The sequence below is a fragment of the Sphingomonas endophytica genome (assembly GCF_014199415.1).
Taxonomy (GTDB): domain Bacteria; phylum Pseudomonadota; class Alphaproteobacteria; order Sphingomonadales; family Sphingomonadaceae; genus Sphingomonas; species Sphingomonas endophytica.
This window is the reverse complement of the sequence record NZ_JACIJN010000001.1, coordinates 172,379-190,936: the sequence shown is the minus strand read 5'-3', so window position 1 is coordinate 190,936 and position 18,558 is coordinate 172,379. Positions and strand designations below refer to the sequence as shown.

The window sequence follows — 18,558 nt, the reverse complement described above, 5'->3', positions numbered from 1 at the left end:
AGGCGACTCCTCTTGCCCGCACAAGGTCGCCCGTCCGCTATTGCAAGTCAATCGCAGATTTTACGTCAGTCCGGCGCTTCGTCGTTCGCGCTCAACACTTCACCGGCGAGATAGAGCGATCCGGCGATCAGCAACGTCCGCGATCGCGCCGACGCGGCCGCGACCCGTGCGAGCGCATCCGCAATGTTGCGGCCCGTCAGGCGGTTGGGAATTCCCAGTCCGGCAGCGACGGTCAGCAGATCGGCTGGCGAATGGCACGCATGTCCGGGGACCGGCACCGCGACGAGCGTGTCGATCGCGTCGGCGAAGGGCGCGAGGAACCCGGCGGCGTCCTTGTTGGCGAGCATGCCGAGCACAAGGGTCAGCGGCCGCGCATCGCGGTCGCCGACCAGATGCGGAAGCGCGGCCGCGACGGCGGCGCCGGCCGAGGCATTGTGCCCGCCGTCGAGCCACACCGGCATGTCGGCAAGCGGAGCGATCAACGGCCCCGGCGACAGGCGCTGCAGCCGCGCGGGCCAGCGGGTTCCTTCAGCCGCGGCGGCGAGTGCGGCGGTCGGCACCGCGACGCGCGACTGGTGACGGATCATCGCCGTCGCCAGCGCGAGATTGGCGTCCTGATGCGCGCCCGGCATTGCCGGTAGCGGCAGGTCGAGCGATCCCGCTGCATCCTCGTACCGCAGCCGGTCGCGCGCGGTGTAGCGCCACGTCGTGCCCCGCGGGAACCACGGCGCGCCGGACGCCTGCGCGGCGCGCGCCACCGGCGCGGCGACCGGCGGCGGGTAGTCCATCGTCACCAGCGGCACGCCGCGCTTGGCGATGCCAGCCTTTTCCGCCGCGATCTGTTCGAGCGAGTCGCCAAGGAACGCCTGATGGTCGACCCCCAGCGCGGCGATTCCACATGCGGCGGGCGCGCGCAGCACATTGGTCGCATCGAGCCGTCCGCCGAGCCCGACCTCGATCACGCAGGCGTCCGCCGGCGTGCGCGCAAAGGCGAGAAAGGCGGCGGCGGTGGTGATCTCGAAGAAGCTGGCGCCGATACCGTCGGCCTGATCCAGCACCTCCGCCAGCAACGCTGCGAGCGCCGCATCGTCGATCAGCCGCCCCGCCAGCCGGATGCGCTCGTTGAACCGGACCAGGTGCGGGCTGGTGTAGACATGGACACGATGCCCAGCCGCTTCCAGCGCCCCGCGCAGGAAGGCGCAGGTCGAACCCTTGCCGTTGGTGCCGGCGACATGGAAGACCGGCGGCAGCGCGTGGTGCGGATCGCCGAGCCGCGCGAGCAGTCGCGTGATGCGGTCGAGCCCGAGCACGTCCGCGCCCGGCGACAGCGACCACAGCCGGTCGAGCTGCGCCTGTACCGCGGCATCGGTGGAGACGGCGTGGTCGGCCGTCACCCGGGGTTGGGTCGGGGCGTGATCCATCCAGCTTGCGCTACCTGCTGTCGTCACTTGGCATTTCTGACCGGTCCTTTCCCCTCGTTCGTCGTCCCTGACTTGCTCCGGGACCCGCTTCCGATCGGCGACCGAGGCAAGAAGCGGGATTGCGGATCAAGTCCGGGATGACGAAGAAGGTACGTGATCGGCGATCGTCGATCGGTCGCTGTGGTCCGGCAGTCGGTCAGGCGGCCTTTCGTTCGCCGCACAGATAGCCGATTACGGTGGCGAGCTTCGCGCGCAATTCGCGGCGGTGGACGACCATGTCGATCATGCCGTGCTCCAGATAATATTCGCTGGTCTGGAAGTCCTCGGGCAATTTCTCGCGGATCGTGCTTTCGATCACGCGGCGGCCGGTGAAGGCGAGCGTCGCCTTGGGCTCGGCGATGTGCACGTCGCCGAGCATCGCATAAGCCGCCATCACCCCGCCCGAGGTCGGATCGGTCAGCACGACGATATAGGGCAGCCCGGCATCGTGGAGCATCTGGATCGCGACGGTGCTGCGCGGCATCTGCATCAGGCTGAGGATCCCCTCCTGCATCCGCGCGCCGCCCGAGGCGGTGAAGACGATGAAGGGCGCGCGGTCCTTGATCGCGGTTTCGACGCCCTGGATGAACGCCTCGCCAACCGCCTGGCCCATCGATCCGCCCATGAAGGCGAAGTCCTGCACGCCGATCACGACGCGGTGCCCGTCGATCGTGCCGCGCGCGTTGACGAACGCGTCCTGCTCGCCGGTGCTGGCGCGCGCCGCCTTGAGGCGATCGGCGTAGCGCTTCGAGTCGCGGAACTTGAGCGGATCTTCCGGCGAGCGCGGCGCGGGCAGCACGTCGATGCTGGCCGGGTCGAGCAGATGCTCGAAACGAACGCTCGGGCCGATCCGCTCGTGATGGTCGCAGGTCGGGCAGACGTAGAGGTTTTCCTCCAGCTCCTTGGTGAAGACCATCGTCCCGCACCCCTTGCACTTGTGCCAGAGGTGATCGGCGGTCTGCGCCTTGGCGCCGCCCGGGACGATCCCGGACAAGGCGTTGCGGACGTTGCTGAGCCAGCTCATGCGGAAACCTTTCGTGCGTCGGCGAGCGCGGCCGACAGCGTTTTGATATAGGCGGCGACCGGCGCGGATGCAGCGGGGCCATGTTCGGCGACGATCTCGACGATCGCCGAGCCGACGACGACACCGTCCGCGACGCGACCGATCGCGCGCGCCTGTTCGGGGGTGCGGACGCCGAAGCCGACCGCGACCGGCAGGTCGGTGGCGTGCTTCAGCCGCGCGACCGCATCCTCGATCGACGCCTGTTGTGCCTGCTGCTTGCCGGTGATCCCGGCGACCGAAACATAATAGACGAAGCCGCTGGCACCGTTGAGCACCGCGCCGATCCGCGCGTCGCGGGTGGTGGGGGTGGCGAGGCGAATGAGGTCGATCCCCATCGCGCGCAACGCCGGCCCGAGCGCGTCATCCTCCTCGGGCGGCACGTCGACGCAGATTACGCCGTCGACACCCGCATCGTGCAGCGCGGTGGCAAACCACTCCGGCCCGCGGCGCAGCATCGGATTGGCATAGCCCATCAGCACCAGCGGGGTGAGCGGATGGCGGGCGCGAAACTCCTTCGCAATCCGCAGGATATCGGCGGTCGTCACGCCACCGTCGAGCGCGCGGATGTTTGCGGCCTGGATCGCCGGTCCGTCCGCCATCGGGTCTGTGAACGGCATTCCCAACTCGATCACGTCCGCGCCGCCCTCGACCAGTGCGTCGAGGATCGCGGGCGTCGCCACGACCGACGGGTCGCCGGCGGTGACGAAGCAGATCAGCGCAGGACGGTCGGCGATGAAGGCGTCGGCAAGGCGGGTCAAATCTGCACTCCCAACGCGTCGGCGACGGTGAAGATGTCCTTGTCGCCGCGGCCGCACAGATTGGCGAGGATGATCGCGTCTTGCGGCATGTCCTTGGCAACGCGCGCAACCGCGGCAATGGCGTGCGACGGTTCGAGCGCGGGGATGATGCCTTCGGTGCGGCACAACAGCTGGAAGGCGTCGAGCGCCTCGCGGTCGGTGACCGCAGTATAGTCGACGCGGCCGCTGTCCTTCAGCCACGCATGTTCGGGGCCGATGCCGGGATAATCGAGCCCGGCGGAGATCGAATGCGCCTCGGCGATCTGGCCGTCGTCATCCTGCAACAGATAGGTCTTGTTGCCGTGGAGCACGCCCGGGAAACCACCGGCGAGGCTGGCAGCGTGCTTGGCTTCCAGTCCTTCGCCCGCCGCCTCGACGCCGAGCATCTTCACGTCGGTATCGTCGAGGAACGGGTGGAACAGCCCGATCGCATTCGATCCACCGCCGATCGCCGCGACGAGCAGGTCGGGCAGGCGGCCGGTGCGGTCGAGCAATTGCGCGCGCGCCTCGCGACCGATCACGCTCTGAAAGTCGCGCACCAGCTCCGGATAAGGATGCGGGCCGGCGGCGGTCCCGATGATGTAGAAGGTGTCGTGGACGTTCGCGACCCAGTCGCGCAGCGCCTCGTTCATCGCATCCTTGAGCGTGCGCGCGCCGCTTTCGACCGCGCGCACCTCGGCGCCGAGCAGCTTCATGCGGAAGACGTTCGGCTGCTGCCGCTCGACGTCCTTGGCGCCCATGTAGATCACGCACGGCAGCCCGAAGCGCGCGCAGACCGTCGCGGTGGCGACGCCGTGCTGACCCGCGCCGGTCTCGGCGATGATCCGCGTCTTGCCCATGCGGATCGCCAGCAGGATCTGCCCGATGCAATTGTTGATCTTGTGCGCGCCGGTGTGGTTCAGCTCGTCGCGCTTGAACCAGACCTGTGCGCCCATCCCCTCGGGCGCACTGTCGCGCAGCGTGTCGGTGAGCCGCTCGGCATAATAAAGCGGCGAGGGGCGACCGACATAATGTTCGAGCAGGTCGTCGAACTGCGCGGCGAAGGCCGGATCCTGCTTGGCGGCGCGGTACTCGCGCTCGAGGTCAAGGATCAGCGGCATCAGCGTTTCGGAGACATAGCGGCCGCCATAGGGGCCGAAATGCCCGCGCTCGTCCGGCTGCGCGCGGAAGGAATTGGGTGCGTTCATGATGCGGAAACCCGTTGCAGGAAGGCGGTGATCTTGTCCACGTCCTTGACGCCGGGCGCGGACTCGACGCCCGACGAAACGTCGACCAGCGGCGCGCGGGTCCGTGCGATCGCCTCGGCGACGTTGGCGGGGTCGAGCCCGCCCGACAGCGCCCAGGGAAGCGGGTGGCGGAAGCCGTCGAGCAATTGCCAGTCGAAGCGGATGCCCATCCCGCCGGGGAGCGTCGCGCCATCGGGCGTCTTGGCGTCGTAGAGCAGGCGGTCGGCGGCATCGGTGTATGCAGAGGCGGCGGCGAGGTCGGCGCGGGTTTTCACCGCGATCGCCGCCCATGTCTCGCGCGCCGACAGGCGGCGCAGCGTGGCGACGCGTGCCGGCGTGGTCTTGTGGAGCTGGATCGCGTCGAGCTTGCCGGCGGCGACCGTCGCGGCGAGCAAGTCGTCGTCGGGGTCGACGAACACGCCGACCTTGCGGACGTGCGCGGGGACCTGTGCGGCGAGGCCCGCGAGGCGGTCGAGCGTCAGGTGGCGCGGCGAGGGCGGGAAGACGACGAAGCCGACATGGCTCGCGCCGCCCTTCAGCGCGGCGTCGAGCGTGGCGGGCGTGGACAGGCCGCAGATCTTGGCAGTGACGGGCATCCCGCGGCTTTAGGCGCTTGCCCGCACCCTGCCAATATCGCGTTAGAGCGTGGCGGCGATCGCGCGGGCGGCGGCGTCCGGGTTCTCGGCCCGCGTGATCGGGCGGCCGATCACCAGCATCGACGCACCATGGTCGGCCGCCATCCGCGGGGTGACGACGCGCTTCTGGTCGCCGAGCTCGCCGTCCGCCGGGCGGACGCCGGGGACGACGAAATAGCCCTTCGGCCAGGCGGCGTGCGCGGCCTTCACCTCCGCGCCGGAGCAGACGATGCCGTCGAGCCCCGCTTCGCGCGCCAGATCGGCGAGGCGCAGGACGTGGTCATGCGCGCTGCCGGCGACGCCGGTCGCGGCGAGATCGTCCTCGTCGAGGCTGGTGAGCATCGTCACCGCGACCACCTTGGTCGAAGGGTGGGCGGCGGCCTTGGCGTCCTCCAGCATCGCGCGCCCGCCGCTGGCGTGGACGGTCAGCACCGCCGGGGCGAGCCCGGCGAGCGACTGCACCGCCTTGGCGACGGTGTTGGGGATGTCGTGCAGCTTGAGATCGAGGAAGACGGGCAGGCCGATCTCTTCTATCGCGCGGATACCGGACGGACCGTGCGCGCAGAAGAACTCCAGCCCCAGCTTGATGCCGCCGACGTGGTGGCGGACCTTCTGCGCCAGCGCGCGGGCACGATCGAGATCGGGCGTGTCGAGGGCGACGAAGATGCGATTGGCCATCACTCGGCTCCGCTGGTGAGGTCTACGGGCGGCGCGGACGCCACCGGCGGCAGCGTCGGCTGCGCCTCGACGCCGCGCACCGCGGCGAGCGCGCTCTCCGTCGCACGCTCCGCCGCGGTCAGTCGCTGGCGAAGGCGGAAACGCACCCAATGCTGGTAGATCAGCGTCGGCATGAAGCCGAGCAGGAAGGTGACCAGCAGCAGCAGCGGCAAATTCACCTCCGCGACCAGCCCGCCGAACAGCTGGATGGTGACATTGGTCCAGTTGCCGAACGTGAACACCGCGGCGACGAACGCCAGCAGCGACCAGAACAGGATCTTGAGGAACTGCATCGGTGATACGCTAGCAGGGTCGGCGGTATTTTCCAGTGCGACGGGTCACCGCGGGAGTGTCGCCTTGGGAAAGCCGCGCCAGACGTCGTCGTAATCGAGCTGCATCGTTGGCGAAGTCTGCGCCCAGGCGGTGGTGCGTACGACATGGCGGGTCTCGAACATGAACGCCATCGTTCCGTCGATTTTCACCGGTTTCAAGTCGCTTGCGACGGCTTTCTCATAGCTCGCCTGATCGGGACCGTGGCCGTTCATCTGGTTGTGGAGGCTCGCGCCGCCGGGGACGAAGCCACCGCCTTCCTTGGCGTCATAGGCCCCGGCGATCAGCCCCATGAACTCGCTCATGACGTTGCGGTGGAACCACGGCGGGCGGAACGTGCCCTCCGCGACCATCCAGCGTGGCGGGAAGATCACGAAGTCGCAATTGGCAGTGCCGGGCGTGTCGCTCGGGGACGTCAGCACCGTGAAGATCGACGGATCGGGGTGGTCGAACGACACGGTGTTGATCGTATTAAACCGCGCTAGCTGATAGCGATACGGGGCGAGATTGCCGTGCCATGCCACCACGTCGAACGGCGAATGGTCGAGCGTCGTCTGCCACAACCCGCCCTGAAATTTCTGGATGACGGTGCAGGGTTCGTCGCGATCCTCGAACCATGCAGCGGGCGTCTCGAAGTCGCGCGGGTTGGCGAGGCCGTTGGCGCCGATCGGGCCGAGATCGGGGAGACGGAACGGCGCGCCGTAGTTTTCGAGAACATAGCCGCGTCCGCGCCCATTGTTGTCGAGCCGGACGCGGAAGCGGACGCCGCGCGGGATCACCGCGATCTGGAGCGGGGCGACATCGAGCCGACCCATTTCGGTGTCAATCGTCAGCGCGCCCTCCTGCGGCACGATCAGCAGCTCGCCGTCCGCGGAAAAGAAGGCGCGGCCCATGTCGGCGGTCGCGGCGTAGAGGTGGATCGCAACGCCGGTCTGCTCGGCGACGTTGCCGGTGCCGCCGTAGGTGACGAGTCCGTCGAGCCAGTCGGTTGTGGCGTCCGGCCACGGGAGCGGGTCCCAGCGCATCCGGTTGGGCGAGGGGGGCGTGTCGAAGGGCGCGGCGCGGAGGTGCGGTGCGCCATCGTAGCGGGAGAAGGCGGGGTGCTGCGCAGTCGGGCGGAGGCGGTAGAGCCACGTGCGGCGATTCTCATGGCGCGGCGCGGTGAAGGCGGTGCCGGAGAGTTGCTCGGTATAGAGGCCGAAGGGAACGTGCTGCGGCGAGTTGCGGCCGATCGGGAGCGCGCCGGGGACGGCCTCCGTTGAGACGTGGTTGCCGAAGCCGGGGTGGTAGCGGGGCGTCTCGGTCATGGCTGTCTCCTATTAACGCCGGCTGGCTCGCGGATCGGCTGCTTCTTACCGTCATCCCGGACTTGATCCAGGATCCCGCTTCTTCTTTCTCGGCGGCCGTGGAAGAAGAAGCGGGGCCCCGGATCAAGTCAGGGGCGACGGGTGGAGGCGTCAGGCCTCGACCTTGACCACGCCGCGCCGAATCTGGTCCAGCTCGATGCTCTCGAACAATGCCTGGAAATTGCCGTTGCCGAAGCCCTGATTGCCCTTGCGCTGGATGATCTCGAAGAAGATCGGGCCGACCATATTCTCGGTGAAGATCTGGAGCAGGATGCCCTCGTCGCCGACATTGCCGTCGATCAGGATCCGGTTGCGCTTCAGCCGTTCAAGGTCCTCGCCGTGGCCGGGAACGCGCTTGTCGACCAGCTCGTAATAGGTCTCGATCGTGTCTTGCAGCCGGACGCCGCGCGCGCGGAGCTTCTCGACCGTCTCGAAGATGTCGTCGGTGGTCAGCGCGAGGTGCTGGATACCCTCGCCGTTATATTCGCGGATGAATTCCTCGATCTGCGACGTCTCGTCCTTGCTCTCGTTGAGCGGGATGCGGATCGCGAGATCGGGGGCGATCATCGCCTGACTGAACAGCCCGGTGGCCTTGCCCTTGATGTCGAAGAACTTCTGTTCCTCGAACCCGAACAGCCGGCCATAGAAGCTCGACCATGTCCGCATCTCGCCGCGGCGGACGTTGTGGGTGAGGTGATCGAGAATATCGAGCCCGACGTTGTTCTGCTCGGCGGCTTCGCGCCAGCCGGGGACTTCCTCCCAATCGGCGTAGAGGTCCGCGCCGGCCTTGACGAGATAGAGGTAGCTGCCGCCGATGCCCTCGATCGGGAAGCTGCCCTCGCCAAGCGTCCCCGCCGCGGCGTCGACCGCGGTCGCGCCCTCGGCGAGCGCATGGTCATAGGCGGACTGCGGGTCGGCGACGCGGAACGCCATGCCGCTGGCCGAGGGGCCGTGGAGCGCACGGAAGTCGGCAGCCTGTCCGGTCGGCTCGCGGTTGAGCAGCAGGTTGATGCGGCCCTGTACGTAGCGCGTCACCTGCTTGGTCGGGTGACGGTGCGCGGCGACGAAGCCCATCTGCTCGAACTGGCTGGCAAGCGTGTCGGGATCGGGCGAGGTGAATTCGCAAAACGCGAAGCCGGCGAGGCCGAGCGGATTGGCGGGATCGGTCATGGTCGGGCCTTTCAGGTGAAGGGGTTAGCGGCGGGCGTGCGCTTGGGTGCCGCGCGCGTAGACGCGGTCATCGGGCAGGATCGTCTCCGGGTCGTGATCCGGCTGGCCTTCCAGCTCGGCGTAAAGCGGGGCGAAATCGGTGTTGAGCGTCTGGTCGAGCAGCTCCTCGAAGCTGTCGATGACAAAGTAGCTCTGCTGGAAGTCGTCGATCCGGTAGCGGGTGCGCATGACGCGCTTCAGGTCGAAACCGATCCGGTTGGGCGAGGCGTCGTCGAGCGCGAAGACCGACTCGGATCGCGAGGACACGATGCCGGCGCCGTAGAGCGCGAGCCCATCGCCGGCGCGCACCAGCCCGAACTCGACCGTGTACCAGTAGAGCCGCGAGAGGCGATCGATTGCGCCCATCGCCGCGGCGCGCTGCCCGCCCTGTCCGTAAGCCTGCATGTAGTCGGCGAACACCGGGTTCGCGAGCAGCGGGACGTGGCCGAAAACGTCGTGGAAGACGTCGGGCTCCTGGAGATAGTCGAGCTGATCCGGGCGGCGGATGAAATTGCCCGAAACGAAGCGGCGGTTGGCGAGATGGTCGAAGAAGACGTCGTCGGGGACGAGACCGGGAACCGCGACGACCTGCCAGCCGGTCGCCTTCATCAGCCGTTCGGAGAGTTCGTCGAAGTCGGGGATGCCGGGCTTCGACAGGCGGAGCACGTCGAGACCGTCCATGAACTCGGGGGTGACGCGGCCGGGCAGCATCGCGATCTGGCGCGCGAACAGCGTGTCCCAGGTGGCGTGTTCCTCGGCCGTGTACGCGTCCCAGCCCTGCGGGATCGTCCAGTCGGCGGCGGCCCCCTCGGGCCGGATCAGCGCGGTGTCTGCCATGATGGCACGATCGCATATGGCGGCGATCAATGCTTATCAGAATGGCGCCATAAGCGGCTTTCGATGAAACGATCGACGCGTTATTACTGCGCTCCATGAACCAGATCGATCAACTCGACGCCATCGACCGCCGGATCGTTTCGGCGTTGCAGGAGGACGGGACGCTCAGCAACGCCGATCTGGCGCAGCGTGTCGGCGCGTCGTCGGCATCGTGCTGGCGACGGGTCAAGGCGCTGGAGGCGGCAGGCGTGCTGACGCGCACGGTGCGGCTGGTCGATCCGGCGGCGGTCGGGCGCGGGGTCAACGTGCTGTGCAACGTGCGGATGCGCAGCCATGCGATCGAGGCGCGGCAGGCGTTCGAGGCCTTCGTCGACGGGCGGCCGGAGATCGTCGAGAGCTTCTCGATGTCGGGCGAGTGGGACTATCTGCTGCGGATCGTCGTCGCGGATGTCAGCGACTATAATCACTTTCTGATGCAGGTGATGCTGGGGCATCCGTCGGTGGCGGGGGCGTCATCGCATTTCGCGCTGTCGATGACGAAATATACGACGGCGATTCCGGTCTAGGTTGACAGACCGACGCGCAGGTTAACGGTTTCACCCACCCGTTCGCCCTGAGGAGCCGTTGAGCTTGTCGAAACGGCGTCTCGAAGGGCAGTGCTTCGAGACGAGGCTTCGACAGGCTCAGCCTCTCCTCAGCACGAACGGAAGTGGCTCACGGTGGGGTGACCTACGCCGCCAGCCATTCCGCCAGCGCCGAACGCGCGCGGTCGGTGTACATCTTCTTGCGATCGGCCTTCTTCGTCCGGCCGGGGATCGGCGGGAAGAGACCGAAGTTGACGTTCATCGGCTGATAGCTGTCCGCCTCCGCGCCGCCGGTGATGTGCGACAGGAGCGCGCCGAGCGCGGTTTCCACCGGGGGCGGGGCAAGCGTCTCGCCGCGCAGCTCGGCGATTGCGAAGCGGCCGGCGAGCAGGCCGATCGACGCGCTCTCGATATAGCCCTCGCAGCCGGTAATCTGGCCGGCGAAGCGGATGTTCGGGCGAGAGCGGAGCCGCAGCGTCGCGTCGAGCAGTTCGGGCGAGCGCAGGAAGGTGTTGCGGTGCAGCCCGCCGAGCCGCGCGAACTCAGCATTCTGAAGGCCGGGAATGGTGCGGAACAGCCGGACCTGCTCGGCGTGCTTGAGCTTGGTCTGAAAGCCGACGATGTTCCACAGCGTGCCGAGCGCATTGTCCTGGCGGAGCTGGACGCAGGCATAGGGCCAGCGGCCGGTGCGCGGATCGTCGAGGCCGACGCCCTTCATCGGGCCGAAGCGCAAGGTTTCGGGGCCGCGCTCCGCCATCACCTCGATCGGCATACAGCCTTCGAAATAGGGGACGTTCTCCCATTCACGATATTCGGTCTTCTCGCCGTCGATCAGCGCGGCGACGAAGGCGTGATACTGGTCCTTGTCGAGTGGGCAGTTGATGTAATCGGTGCCAACATCGGGTGAAGACAGCCCCAGGCTGTCTTCAGTCTGCCCGGGGGGCAGACGGCCCGATGTTCCCTTGTTCCAGCGCGACTGGAACCATGCGGTCTCCATGTCGATCGAGTCGCGGTGGACGATCGGCGCGATCGCGTCGAAGAAGGCGAGCGAGTCGCGGCCGGTTTCGGCGGCGATCCGCTCCGACAGGCCCGGCGCGGTGAGCGGGCCGGTGGCGATGATCGCCGGCGTGTGGGGGAGCGTGTCGATCCGCTCGCGCACGACGGTGATGTTCGGGTGCGCCGCCACCGCCGCCGTCACGCCGGCCGAGAAGCCGTCGCGATCGACTGCGAGCGCCGAGCCGGCGGGGACGCGGTGGCGGTCGCCTTCGCGCAGGATCAGCGAGCCGAGTGCGCGCAACTCCTGATGGAGCAGGCCGACCGCGTTGCTGTCGGCATCGTCGCTGCGGAAGCTGTTCGAACATACCAGCTCGGCGAGATCGTCGGTGTGGTGCGCGGGGGTGGTGTCGCCGCCGCCGCGCATTTCGGAGAGGCGGACCTTGAAGCCGGCCTCGGCCAATTGCCACGCGGCCTCGGACCCGGCGAGCCCGCCGCCCACGATATGAATGTCATACGTCATAAGGGGCGGATAGCGGGTGCGGCTTGTCTTGTCAGCGCCGCGCAACCACCTCGGCGGGCATGACGATCTATACCATCGGTTATGAAGGCGCGACGATGGCCGGGTTCATCGCGACGTTGCAGGCGGCGGGGGTGCGGCGGGTGATCGATGTCCGCGCCTTGCCGCTGTCGCGGCGACCGGGGTTCTCCAAGTCGCCGCTGGCGGCGTCGCTGGGGGAGGCGGGGATCGACTATGTGCACCTGAAGGCGCTCGGGACGACGAAGCGCGGGCGCGATGCGGCGAAGAAGGGCGATGTGGCGACGCTGACCGCGGTGTATGAGGTTCAGCTCGACCTGCCCGAAGCGCAGGCGCAGGCGGCGCAGATGCTGGCGCTGGCGGATGAGATGCCGAGCGCGTTGCTCTGCTTCGAGCGCGATCCGTGCCATTGCCACCGGACCTTGTTGTTGCGGGCGGTGGGTGAGGGGCGCGAGGTGGTGAATTTGAACGTGTAGCTGTCGCCCCAGCGAAGGCGGGGCCTATGGCTGTTTCGTCTTGATGCGACGGTGACACATCCGCGATGCGATGTGTGACGACGTTTCGCAACCATTCGACAGACATGGGCCCCTGCCTTCGCAGGGGCGACGGTTAGCCGGTGGTGGGGAGCTTGATCGTGCCGTCGGCGCGGCGGTCGAGCGGGCCGTAGGCGATCACCGTTTCCAGCAGCATCGCGCCGTACAGGTGCGGGAAAAGCTGGCCGCCGCGCGACTCCTCCCACTTCACCTTGTCGCCATGCGCGGCGAGGTCGACGGCGGCGATGTGCAGATCGTCCTGTCCGGCGAAATGCTTGTCGATCGTCGCCGCAAGCTGCTCGGCGGTCGACAGATGGATGTAGCCATCCGCCACGTCGACCGGCGCGCCGCCGAACCGCCCGTCCTGCTCCAGCGTCGCCATCTGTTCGGCAGTCAGGACCTTGTAGGCGGTCAGCGGCGTGTCGGTCATTCACCATCCTCCGGGCCGGCGGCGGCATCGTCGCCGACCGTAGCATCATCGACCGGCGCAACCGACGTGTCGCCGGCCAGTTCCTCGGCGACCAGCGCCTCGGCGGCGTCCTCGGGCTCGGGCTCCTCGTCGATGCGCGCGGCGGAGACGACATGCTCGTCCTTGGCGACGTTGAACAGGCGCACGCCCGCCGAGCCGCGGCCGATGACCCGCAGGCTGCCGAGCGGCATTCGGATCATCTTCGCCTGATCGGTGACCAGCATCAGCTGCTCGGCCTTGGTCGAGGGGAAGCTGGCGACGACCGGCCCGTTGCGCGCGATATTGTCGATGTTGGTGATGCCCTGCCCACCGCGCCCGGTACGGCGATATTCATAGGCCGAGCTGATCTTGCCGTAACCGTTGGCGCAGACAGTGAGCACGAACTGCTCGCGCGCGCGCAGGTCCTCGAAACGGTCGAGCGGCATCGTCAGCTCGCCCTCGCGTTCCTTCCATGGCGCGTTACGGAGATATTCGTCGCGCTCCTCCTGATCGCGGACCCCGACGCGGTGCAGCACCGACAGCGAGATGACCTGATCGTCGCCCTTGAGCGCGATGCCGCGCACGCCGGTCGAGTTGCGGCTCTGGAACTCGCGCACCTCGTCGGCGGCGAAGCGGATCGCCTTGCCGGCGCGCGTGGCGAGCAGCACGTCGTCGCCCTCGTCGAGCAACGCCACGCCGATCAGCCGGTCGTCGGCATCCTCACCCTCGAACTTCATCGCGATCTTGCCGTTCGACGGCACGTTGGTGAACGCGTCCATCGAGTTGCGGCGCACCGAGCCCTTGGCGGTCGCGAACATGACGTGGAGCTTGCCCCATTCCGCCTCGTCCTCGGGCAGCGGCAGCACGGTCGAGATCGTCTCGCCCTGTTCGAGCGGGAGCAGGTTGATCATCGGGCGACCGCGCGTCGCCGGGCCGCCCTCGGGCAGGCGCCAGACCTTCATGCGGTACACGCGCCCGAGCGTTGAGAAGAACAGCACCGGGGTGTGCGTCGAGGTGACGAACAGCTTGGTGACGACGTCCTCGTCCTTGGTCGCCATGCCGGCGCGGCCCTTGCCGCCGCGCGCCTGCGCGCGGAAGGCGTCGAGCGGGGTGCGCTTGATGTAGCCGGCCATGGTGACGGTCACCACCATGTCCTCGCGCTCGATCAGATCCTCGTCGTCGATCCCGTCGGCGGCGGCGGCGATCTCGGTGCGGCGCGGCGTCGCGAACAGCTCGCGCACCTCACGGAATTCATCGCGCATCACCGCGTAAAGCTTCACGCGATCGGAGAGGATCGCGAGCAGTTCGGCGATCGAATCGGCGAGCGTCTTCAGCTCGTCGCCGATCTCGTCGCGGCCCAGCGCCGTGAGGCGGTGGAGCCGCAGGTCGAGGATCGCGCGGACCTGCACTTCGGACAGGCGGTAGCTGTCGCCCGCGACATCGGTTTCGAGCGCCTCGACCAGCCGCAGGTACGGCGCGATCTCGGCGATGGGCCACTCGCGCGACAGCAGCTTGGCGCGCGCCTCCGCCGGGCTCGACGAGCCGCGGATGATCCGCACCACTTCGTCGAGGTTGGTGACGGCGATGACGAGGCCGAGCAAGATGTGCGCGCGCTCGCGGGCCTTGTTCAGCTCGAACTTGGCGCGGCGCGTGATGACCTGTTCGCGGAACTGCACGAACGCGCTGATGATGTCGCGCAGGTTGAGCAGCTCGGGGCGACCGCCGCGGATCGCGAGCATGTTCGCGGGGAACGAGCCCTGCGCGGGCGTGTGCCGCCACAGCTGGTTGAGCACCACCTCGGGCGTCGCATCGCGCTTGAGGTCGATGACGATCCGGACGCCTTCGCGGTTCGATTCGTCGCGAATGTCGCTGACGCCCTCGATGCGCTTGTCCTTGGCGGCCTCGGCGATCTTCTCGACCAGCGCGTTCTTGCCCTGCTGGAACGGGATTTCGGTCAGCACGATCGAGGTGCGGTCGCCACGCCCGGTCTCGATCTTGTGGCGGCTGCGCACGATCACCGAGCCGCGCCCGGTCTCATAGGCGGAGCGCGCGCCGGCACGGCCGAGGATGATCGCACCGGTCGGGAAATCCGGACCGGGGACGATCTCCATCAGCTCTTCGGTGGTGATCGCGCCATTGTCGAGATAGGCGAGACAGGCGTCGACGACTTCGCCGAGATTGTGCGGCGGGATGTTGGTCGCCATGCCGACCGCGATGCCGCCGGCGCCGTTGACCAGCAGGTTCGGGAAGCGCGCCGGCAGCACCTGCGGCTCGCGCTCCGACCCGTCGTAGTTCGGCTGGAAGTCGACCGTGTCCTTGTCGAGGTCATCCATCAGATAATTGGCGGACTTCGCCAGCCGCGCCTCGGTATAACGCATCGCGGCGGCGGGATCGGGGTCCATCGAGCCGAAATTGCCCTGACCGTCGATCAGCGGCAGCCGCATCGACCAGTCCTGCGTCATGCGGACCAGCGCCTCGTAGATCGAGCTGTCGCCGTGCGGGTGATATTTACCGATCACGTCGCCGACGATGCGCGCCGATTTGCGATACGGGCGGTTGTAGAGGAACCCGCTTTCGTTCGCCGAGAACAGGATGCGGCGATGCACCGGCTTCAGCCCGTCGCGCACGTCGGGCAGCGCGCGCGCCACGATGACGCTCATCGCATAGTCGAGGTAGCTGGTCTTCATCTCCTCGACGATGGAGATGGGGGCGATAGCGGAAGGATCGGCGAGGACGGTGTCGTCGGCCAACTGGACGTACTTTCTTTTTACGGATTCGTTTCAGGCGCGTGTCTAGGCCGCACGCGGGGCAAAGTCACGCCCGGGGCGACCGGGATGGGCGAGCGTCAGGCTCGTTTTGTCGGGACGGGGTCAGCCGGTTTCGTCATCGCGAGCGAAGCGACGCAATCCAAAGCCGGATCAGTACGCCCTGGATTGCTTCCTCCGGCCTTCGCCGGGGTCGCAATGACGAAGATCGGCGATCACGGCGCGATCTCGGCACCGTCCCACGCGAACAGCTTGCCGCTGTCGGCGGGCTTCAGCGCGTCGAGCACGTCGAGCAACTGCACCGCGGCGCGATCTGGCTGGAACAGGTCGCGTCCGCTCTGCTGGAACGGCTTGGACAGCCGCGTATCGACGGTGCCGGGGTGGAGCGCGACGACGATGCCACGGTCGTTGCGGCGCTTGTCCTCGATCGCCAGCGTGCGGATCATCTGGTTGAGCGCCGCCTTGCTGGCGCGATAGCCGTACCACCCGCCGAGGCGGTTGTCGGAAATGCTGCCGACGCGCGCCGAGAGGGCGGCGAACACCGAACGCCCGGTGCGGGGCAGGATCGGCAGGAAGTGTTTGGCGACCAGCGCCGGGCCGATCGCGTTCACGGCATATTGCTGCGCCAGCCACGCCGGGTCGAGGTCACGCAGCGCCTTTTCCGGGCCGTGCTCGGCATCGTGGAGCAGCCCGGTGGCGACGACGACCAGATCGGCCTTGCCGACGCGCGCGGCCGCGGCGGCGATCGTCGGCTCGTCGGTCAGGTCCAGTTCGGCGCGGGTGAGGCGGACGACGTCATTCTCCTCCTCCGCCAGCGCAGCGGCGAGCGCCGCGCCGATCCCGCCGCCGGCACCGATGACGACCGCGCGCATTACGCCGCCCGCCGGAAGGTCCAGCGCGCCTCGTCGCTGGCATCGGCGTCGAAGCGATAGCCGGCGGTATCGAACGCCTTCATGCCGTCGAGATCGGCGACATGATGCTCGACCAGATAGCGCGCCATCATCCCGCGCGCCTTCTTGGCGTGGAAGCTGACGAAACGGTCATCGGCCTCGCGGAAATCGACCGCGACGACGCGGAGGTCGGCGGGGAGCTTGCCCGCAACCGCCTCCCAATATTCGTTGCTGGCGAGGTTCAGGACCGTCCCCGACCCCTCGGCTTCGACATCGGCGGCGAGCGCATCGGCGATGCGCGGCCCCCACCAGTCGGTCAGCTTGTCGCGGCGTGGCGCCCAGCGCGTGCCCATCTCCAGCCGGTACGGACGCATCCCGTCGAGCGGACGCAGCAGGCCGTACAGGCCGGAGAGCAGCCGCAGATGCTCCTGCGCAAAACGCACGGCCGGTTCGTCGAGCGTCGCCGCATCGAGCCCGGTGTAGACGTCGCCGGCAAACGTGTAGAGCGCGGGCCGTTCCGCTGCGGTCTCGAAGTCGCGGAAGCGGTCGGCGTTGAGCTTGGCGAGCGCCGGCGAAATCTTCATCAGCCCGGAAAGCCGCTTCTGCGTCAGATGCGCGGCGGCTTTCGCGAGCGTCGCCGCTTCGGTCGCGAAGCGCGCGGGGGTGGCGGGAAAGGGCGGGGGTGTTTCGAGATCCAGCGTCTTGGCCGGCGAGAGAACGGCGATCATCGCCGCGCCGTACTCCCGCGACCAGCCGCGTTCAATCGCGGTTCAGCGGCGGCAATGCATTGCTACGGTACATTCCTTGAACAGGCGCGCGGTGGGCACTAGAGCACCGACCGAGCGTTACGCCCGCGAAATCTGGAGAGACGTGTCGATGAAGACCCTTTCGAACGCCGTGATGGCTGTGCTTCTGGCTGGTGGTGCGACCGTCGCGCTGTCGCAGCCGGCGGTGGCACAGAAGAAGAAGGAAGAGCAGAAGGGCGAACAGCTCAAGCTCAGCAACGAGGTCCGCGGCCCGGCCGCGCAGGCGCAGACCGCGCTGGCCGCCAAGGATGTCGCGACCGCGACCCCGCTGGTCGCCGCCGTCGAGGCCGCTGCCAAGACCGACGACGAAAAGTATATCGCCGCCGCGCTGCGTCTCAATCTCGAGGTGATCCAGCCGGGTGGGCCGAACAACGCCAATCTGGTCGCGCCGCTCGACGCGCTGATCGCCAGCCCGCGCACCGCGCAGGCCGACAAGGCGAAGTACACCTATCAGCGTGGCGTGATCCAGGCGAACGCCAAGGATGCGGCGGGTGCGATGCGCTTCTTCGAGCAGGCGCAGCAGCTCGGCTACAACGATCCGAACCTGCCGCTCCAGCTCGTCAAGCTGAAGATGGACTCGGGCGACATCGCCGGGGGCTCCGCGGCGCTGGCCAAGATGGTCGACGAGCAGATGGCCGCGGGCCAGAAGCCGTCGGAGGACATCTTCCGCTATGCGATCTCGCGCAACAATCAGGCGAAGAACCCGGCCGAGACGCGTGCGTGGATGCGTCGCTACCTCACTGCCTATCCGACCGCCAAGAACTGGCGCGACATGCTGGTGGTGTGGGGCATCCAGCCGCAGTCGATGGTGACGCTCGACAAGGGGCAGAAGGTCGACCTGTATCGCCTGCTGCGCTCGGGCAAGGCGCTTGCCGACCAGTATGATTACGAGATCTACGCGCAGTGGACCTTCGACCAGGGTCTGCCGTGGGAATCGAAGGCGGTGCTGACCGAGGGCAAGGCCGCGGGCAAGATCCCGGCGAGCAGCCCGGACGCGGGCAGCCTGCTGGCGGCGGCGAACAAGTCGATCTCGAACGAAGGGTCGATGGCGGCGGTCGAGGCGCGCGCGATGAAGGCGGCGGACGGCAAGCTCGCCGCGAGCACCGCGGACGCCTATCTCGGGACCGGCGAATATCCCAAGGCGATCGCGCTGTACCGCGCCGCGCTGCAGAAGGGCGGCGTCGACGCCAATGTCGTGAACACGCGGCTCGGCATCGCGCTGGCGAATTCGGGCGACAAGGCCGGGGCGAAGACCGCTTTCCAGGCGGTGTCCGGCAGCCCGCGCGCCGATATCGCCGGCTGGTGGATCGACTTCCTCGATCACCCGCCGGTCGCTTAACGCGCGCCGATCGGAAGCGAATGTGGAGGGGCGGCCGGCGGG

Annotated in this window: 18 protein-coding genes; 3 read left to right on the top strand and 15 right to left on the bottom strand. The window is 67.9% G+C overall.

Annotation, left to right across the window (positions count from 1 at the left end):
• Positions 1-65 precede the first annotated feature (65 nt).
• The 10 genes from FHS97_RS00795 to phhA form a co-directional block, all read right to left on the bottom strand.
• Positions 66-1,421, bottom strand: coding sequence for a bifunctional folylpolyglutamate synthase/dihydrofolate synthase (locus tag FHS97_RS00795; protein WP_184032457.1), 1,356 nt, complete (start codon positions 1,419-1,421; stop codon positions 66-68).
• 196 nt (positions 1,422-1,617) lie between these two features.
• Entirely contained in the window at positions 1,618-2,484 is an 867-nt protein-coding gene (gene accD / locus FHS97_RS00790) for an acetyl-CoA carboxylase, carboxyltransferase subunit beta (protein WP_184032456.1), read from the bottom strand.
• Positions 2,481-3,281, bottom strand: coding sequence for a tryptophan synthase subunit alpha (gene trpA, locus FHS97_RS00785; protein WP_184032455.1), 801 nt, complete (start codon positions 3,279-3,281; stop codon positions 2,481-2,483). The genes accD and trpA overlap by 4 nt, the downstream gene beginning before the upstream one ends.
• Entirely contained in the window at positions 3,278-4,507 is a 1,230-nt protein-coding gene (trpB, locus tag FHS97_RS00780) for a tryptophan synthase subunit beta (protein WP_184032454.1), read from the bottom strand. Before trpB ends, trpA begins: the two co-directional genes overlap by 4 nt.
• Positions 4,504-5,142: a phosphoribosylanthranilate isomerase gene (locus FHS97_RS00775; RefSeq protein WP_184032452.1), complete on the bottom strand. Its 639-nt coding sequence runs from the start codon at positions 5,140-5,142 to the stop codon at positions 4,504-4,506. Before FHS97_RS00775 ends, trpB begins: the two co-directional genes overlap by 4 nt.
• A gap of 42 nt (positions 5,143-5,184) precedes the next feature.
• Positions 5,185-5,859, bottom strand: a complete 675-nt coding sequence (gene pyrF, locus FHS97_RS00770; RefSeq protein WP_184032450.1) for an orotidine-5'-phosphate decarboxylase — start codon at positions 5,857-5,859, stop codon at positions 5,185-5,187.
• Positions 5,859-6,191 (bottom strand): lipopolysaccharide assembly protein LapA domain-containing protein, encoded by a 333-nt coding sequence (locus tag FHS97_RS00765; protein WP_184032448.1) that lies wholly within the window; start codon positions 6,189-6,191, stop codon positions 5,859-5,861. The genes pyrF and FHS97_RS00765 overlap by 1 nt, the downstream gene beginning before the upstream one ends.
• 45 nt (positions 6,192-6,236) lie before the next feature.
• The gene (hmgA, locus tag FHS97_RS00760) at positions 6,237-7,535 is read right to left on the bottom strand and encodes a homogentisate 1,2-dioxygenase (protein ID WP_184032446.1); all 1,299 of its coding nucleotides are present in this window, start codon (positions 7,533-7,535) and stop codon (positions 6,237-6,239) included.
• Between the two features lie 150 nt (positions 7,536-7,685).
• Entirely contained in the window at positions 7,686-8,744 is a 1,059-nt protein-coding gene (hppD, locus tag FHS97_RS00755) for a 4-hydroxyphenylpyruvate dioxygenase (RefSeq protein ID WP_184032445.1), read from the bottom strand.
• 24 nt (positions 8,745-8,768) lie between these two features.
• Positions 8,769-9,620, bottom strand: a complete 852-nt coding sequence (phhA, locus tag FHS97_RS00750) for a phenylalanine 4-monooxygenase (protein WP_184032444.1) — start codon at positions 9,618-9,620, stop codon at positions 8,769-8,771.
• Positions 9,621-9,715: 95 nt separating this feature from the next.
• On the opposite strand from phhA, the gene FHS97_RS00745 reads away from it, so the two are divergent.
• The gene (locus FHS97_RS00745) at positions 9,716-10,186 is read left to right on the top strand and encodes an Lrp/AsnC family transcriptional regulator (RefSeq protein ID WP_184032443.1); all 471 of its coding nucleotides are present in this window, start codon (positions 9,716-9,718) and stop codon (positions 10,184-10,186) included.
• Positions 10,187-10,349: 163 nt separating this feature from the next.
• Here the strand turns inward: FHS97_RS00745 and trmFO are convergent, their stop codons facing one another.
• The gene (gene trmFO, locus FHS97_RS00740; protein WP_184032442.1) at positions 10,350-11,720 is read right to left on the bottom strand and encodes a methylenetetrahydrofolate--tRNA-(uracil(54)-C(5))-methyltransferase (FADH(2)-oxidizing) TrmFO; all 1,371 of its coding nucleotides are present in this window, start codon (positions 11,718-11,720) and stop codon (positions 10,350-10,352) included.
• A gap of 59 nt (positions 11,721-11,779) precedes the next feature.
• Here trmFO and FHS97_RS00735 point away from each other — a divergent pair, with 59 nt between their 5' ends.
• Positions 11,780-12,211, top strand: coding sequence for a DUF488 domain-containing protein (locus FHS97_RS00735; protein ID WP_184032441.1), 432 nt, complete (start codon positions 11,780-11,782; stop codon positions 12,209-12,211).
• A gap of 133 nt (positions 12,212-12,344) precedes the next feature.
• Here FHS97_RS00735 and FHS97_RS00730 read toward each other — a convergent pair whose 3' ends face one another.
• From FHS97_RS00730 to yaaA, 4 genes are all read right to left on the bottom strand, one after another.
• On the bottom strand, positions 12,345-12,698 hold the full coding sequence (locus tag FHS97_RS00730) for a DUF952 domain-containing protein (RefSeq protein ID WP_184032440.1): 354 nt from the start codon (positions 12,696-12,698) through the stop codon (positions 12,345-12,347).
• The gene (gyrA, locus tag FHS97_RS00725) at positions 12,695-15,466 is read right to left on the bottom strand and encodes a DNA gyrase subunit A (RefSeq protein WP_184032438.1); all 2,772 of its coding nucleotides are present in this window, start codon (positions 15,464-15,466) and stop codon (positions 12,695-12,697) included. The genes FHS97_RS00730 and gyrA overlap by 4 nt, the downstream gene beginning before the upstream one ends.
• A 230-nt stretch (positions 15,467-15,696) precedes the next feature.
• Entirely contained in the window at positions 15,697-16,353 is a 657-nt protein-coding gene (locus tag FHS97_RS00720) for an SDR family NAD(P)-dependent oxidoreductase (protein WP_184032436.1), read from the bottom strand.
• The gene (gene yaaA, locus FHS97_RS00715) at positions 16,353-17,099 is read right to left on the bottom strand and encodes a peroxide stress protein YaaA (protein ID WP_184032434.1); all 747 of its coding nucleotides are present in this window, start codon (positions 17,097-17,099) and stop codon (positions 16,353-16,355) included. The genes FHS97_RS00720 and yaaA overlap by 1 nt, the downstream gene beginning before the upstream one ends.
• Before the next feature lie 172 nt (positions 17,100-17,271).
• Between yaaA and FHS97_RS00710 the strand changes: the two genes are divergently transcribed.
• The gene (locus tag FHS97_RS00710) at positions 17,272-18,516 is read left to right on the top strand and encodes a hypothetical protein (protein WP_246346355.1); all 1,245 of its coding nucleotides are present in this window, start codon (positions 17,272-17,274) and stop codon (positions 18,514-18,516) included.
• Positions 18,517-18,558: the final 42 nt, after the last annotated feature.

Coding starts and splice junctions, on each gene's coding strand:
- accD (WP_184032456.1), bottom strand. CDS start 2,484: ATGAGCTGGCTCAGCAACGTCCGCAACGCCTTGTCCGGGATCGTCCCG.
- FHS97_RS00775 (WP_184032452.1), bottom strand. CDS start 5,142: ATGCCCGTCACTGCCAAGATCTGCGGCCTGTCCACGCCCGCCACGCTC.
- yaaA (WP_184032434.1), bottom strand. CDS start 17,099: ATGATCGCCGTTCTCTCGCCGGCCAAGACGCTGGATCTCGAAACACCC.
- FHS97_RS00710 (WP_246346355.1), top strand. CDS start 17,272: ATGGCTGTGCTTCTGGCTGGTGGTGCGACCGTCGCGCTGTCGCAGCCG.
- phhA (WP_184032444.1), bottom strand. CDS start 9,620: ATGGCAGACACCGCGCTGATCCGGCCCGAGGGGGCCGCCGCCGACTGG.
- pyrF (WP_184032450.1), bottom strand. CDS start 5,859: ATGGCCAATCGCATCTTCGTCGCCCTCGACACGCCCGATCTCGATCGT.
- FHS97_RS00765 (WP_184032448.1), bottom strand. CDS start 6,191: ATGCAGTTCCTCAAGATCCTGTTCTGGTCGCTGCTGGCGTTCGTCGCC.
- FHS97_RS00730 (WP_184032440.1), bottom strand. CDS start 12,698: ATGACCGACACGCCGCTGACCGCCTACAAGGTCCTGACTGCCGAACAG.
- FHS97_RS00720 (WP_184032436.1), bottom strand. CDS start 16,353: ATGCGCGCGGTCGTCATCGGTGCCGGCGGCGGGATCGGCGCGGCGCTC.
- FHS97_RS00735 (WP_184032441.1), top strand. CDS start 11,780: ATGACGATCTATACCATCGGTTATGAAGGCGCGACGATGGCCGGGTTC.
- FHS97_RS00795 (WP_184032457.1), bottom strand. CDS start 1,421: ATGGATCACGCCCCGACCCAACCCCGGGTGACGGCCGACCACGCCGTC.
- trmFO (WP_184032442.1), bottom strand. CDS start 11,720: ATGACGTATGACATTCATATCGTGGGCGGCGGGCTCGCCGGGTCCGAG.
- hppD (WP_184032445.1), bottom strand. CDS start 8,744: ATGACCGATCCCGCCAATCCGCTCGGCCTCGCCGGCTTCGCGTTTTGC.
- hmgA (WP_184032446.1), bottom strand. CDS start 7,535: ATGACCGAGACGCCCCGCTACCACCCCGGCTTCGGCAACCACGTCTCA.
- FHS97_RS00745 (WP_184032443.1), top strand. CDS start 9,716: ATGAACCAGATCGATCAACTCGACGCCATCGACCGCCGGATCGTTTCG.
- trpB (WP_184032454.1), bottom strand. CDS start 4,507: ATGAACGCACCCAATTCCTTCCGCGCGCAGCCGGACGAGCGCGGGCAT.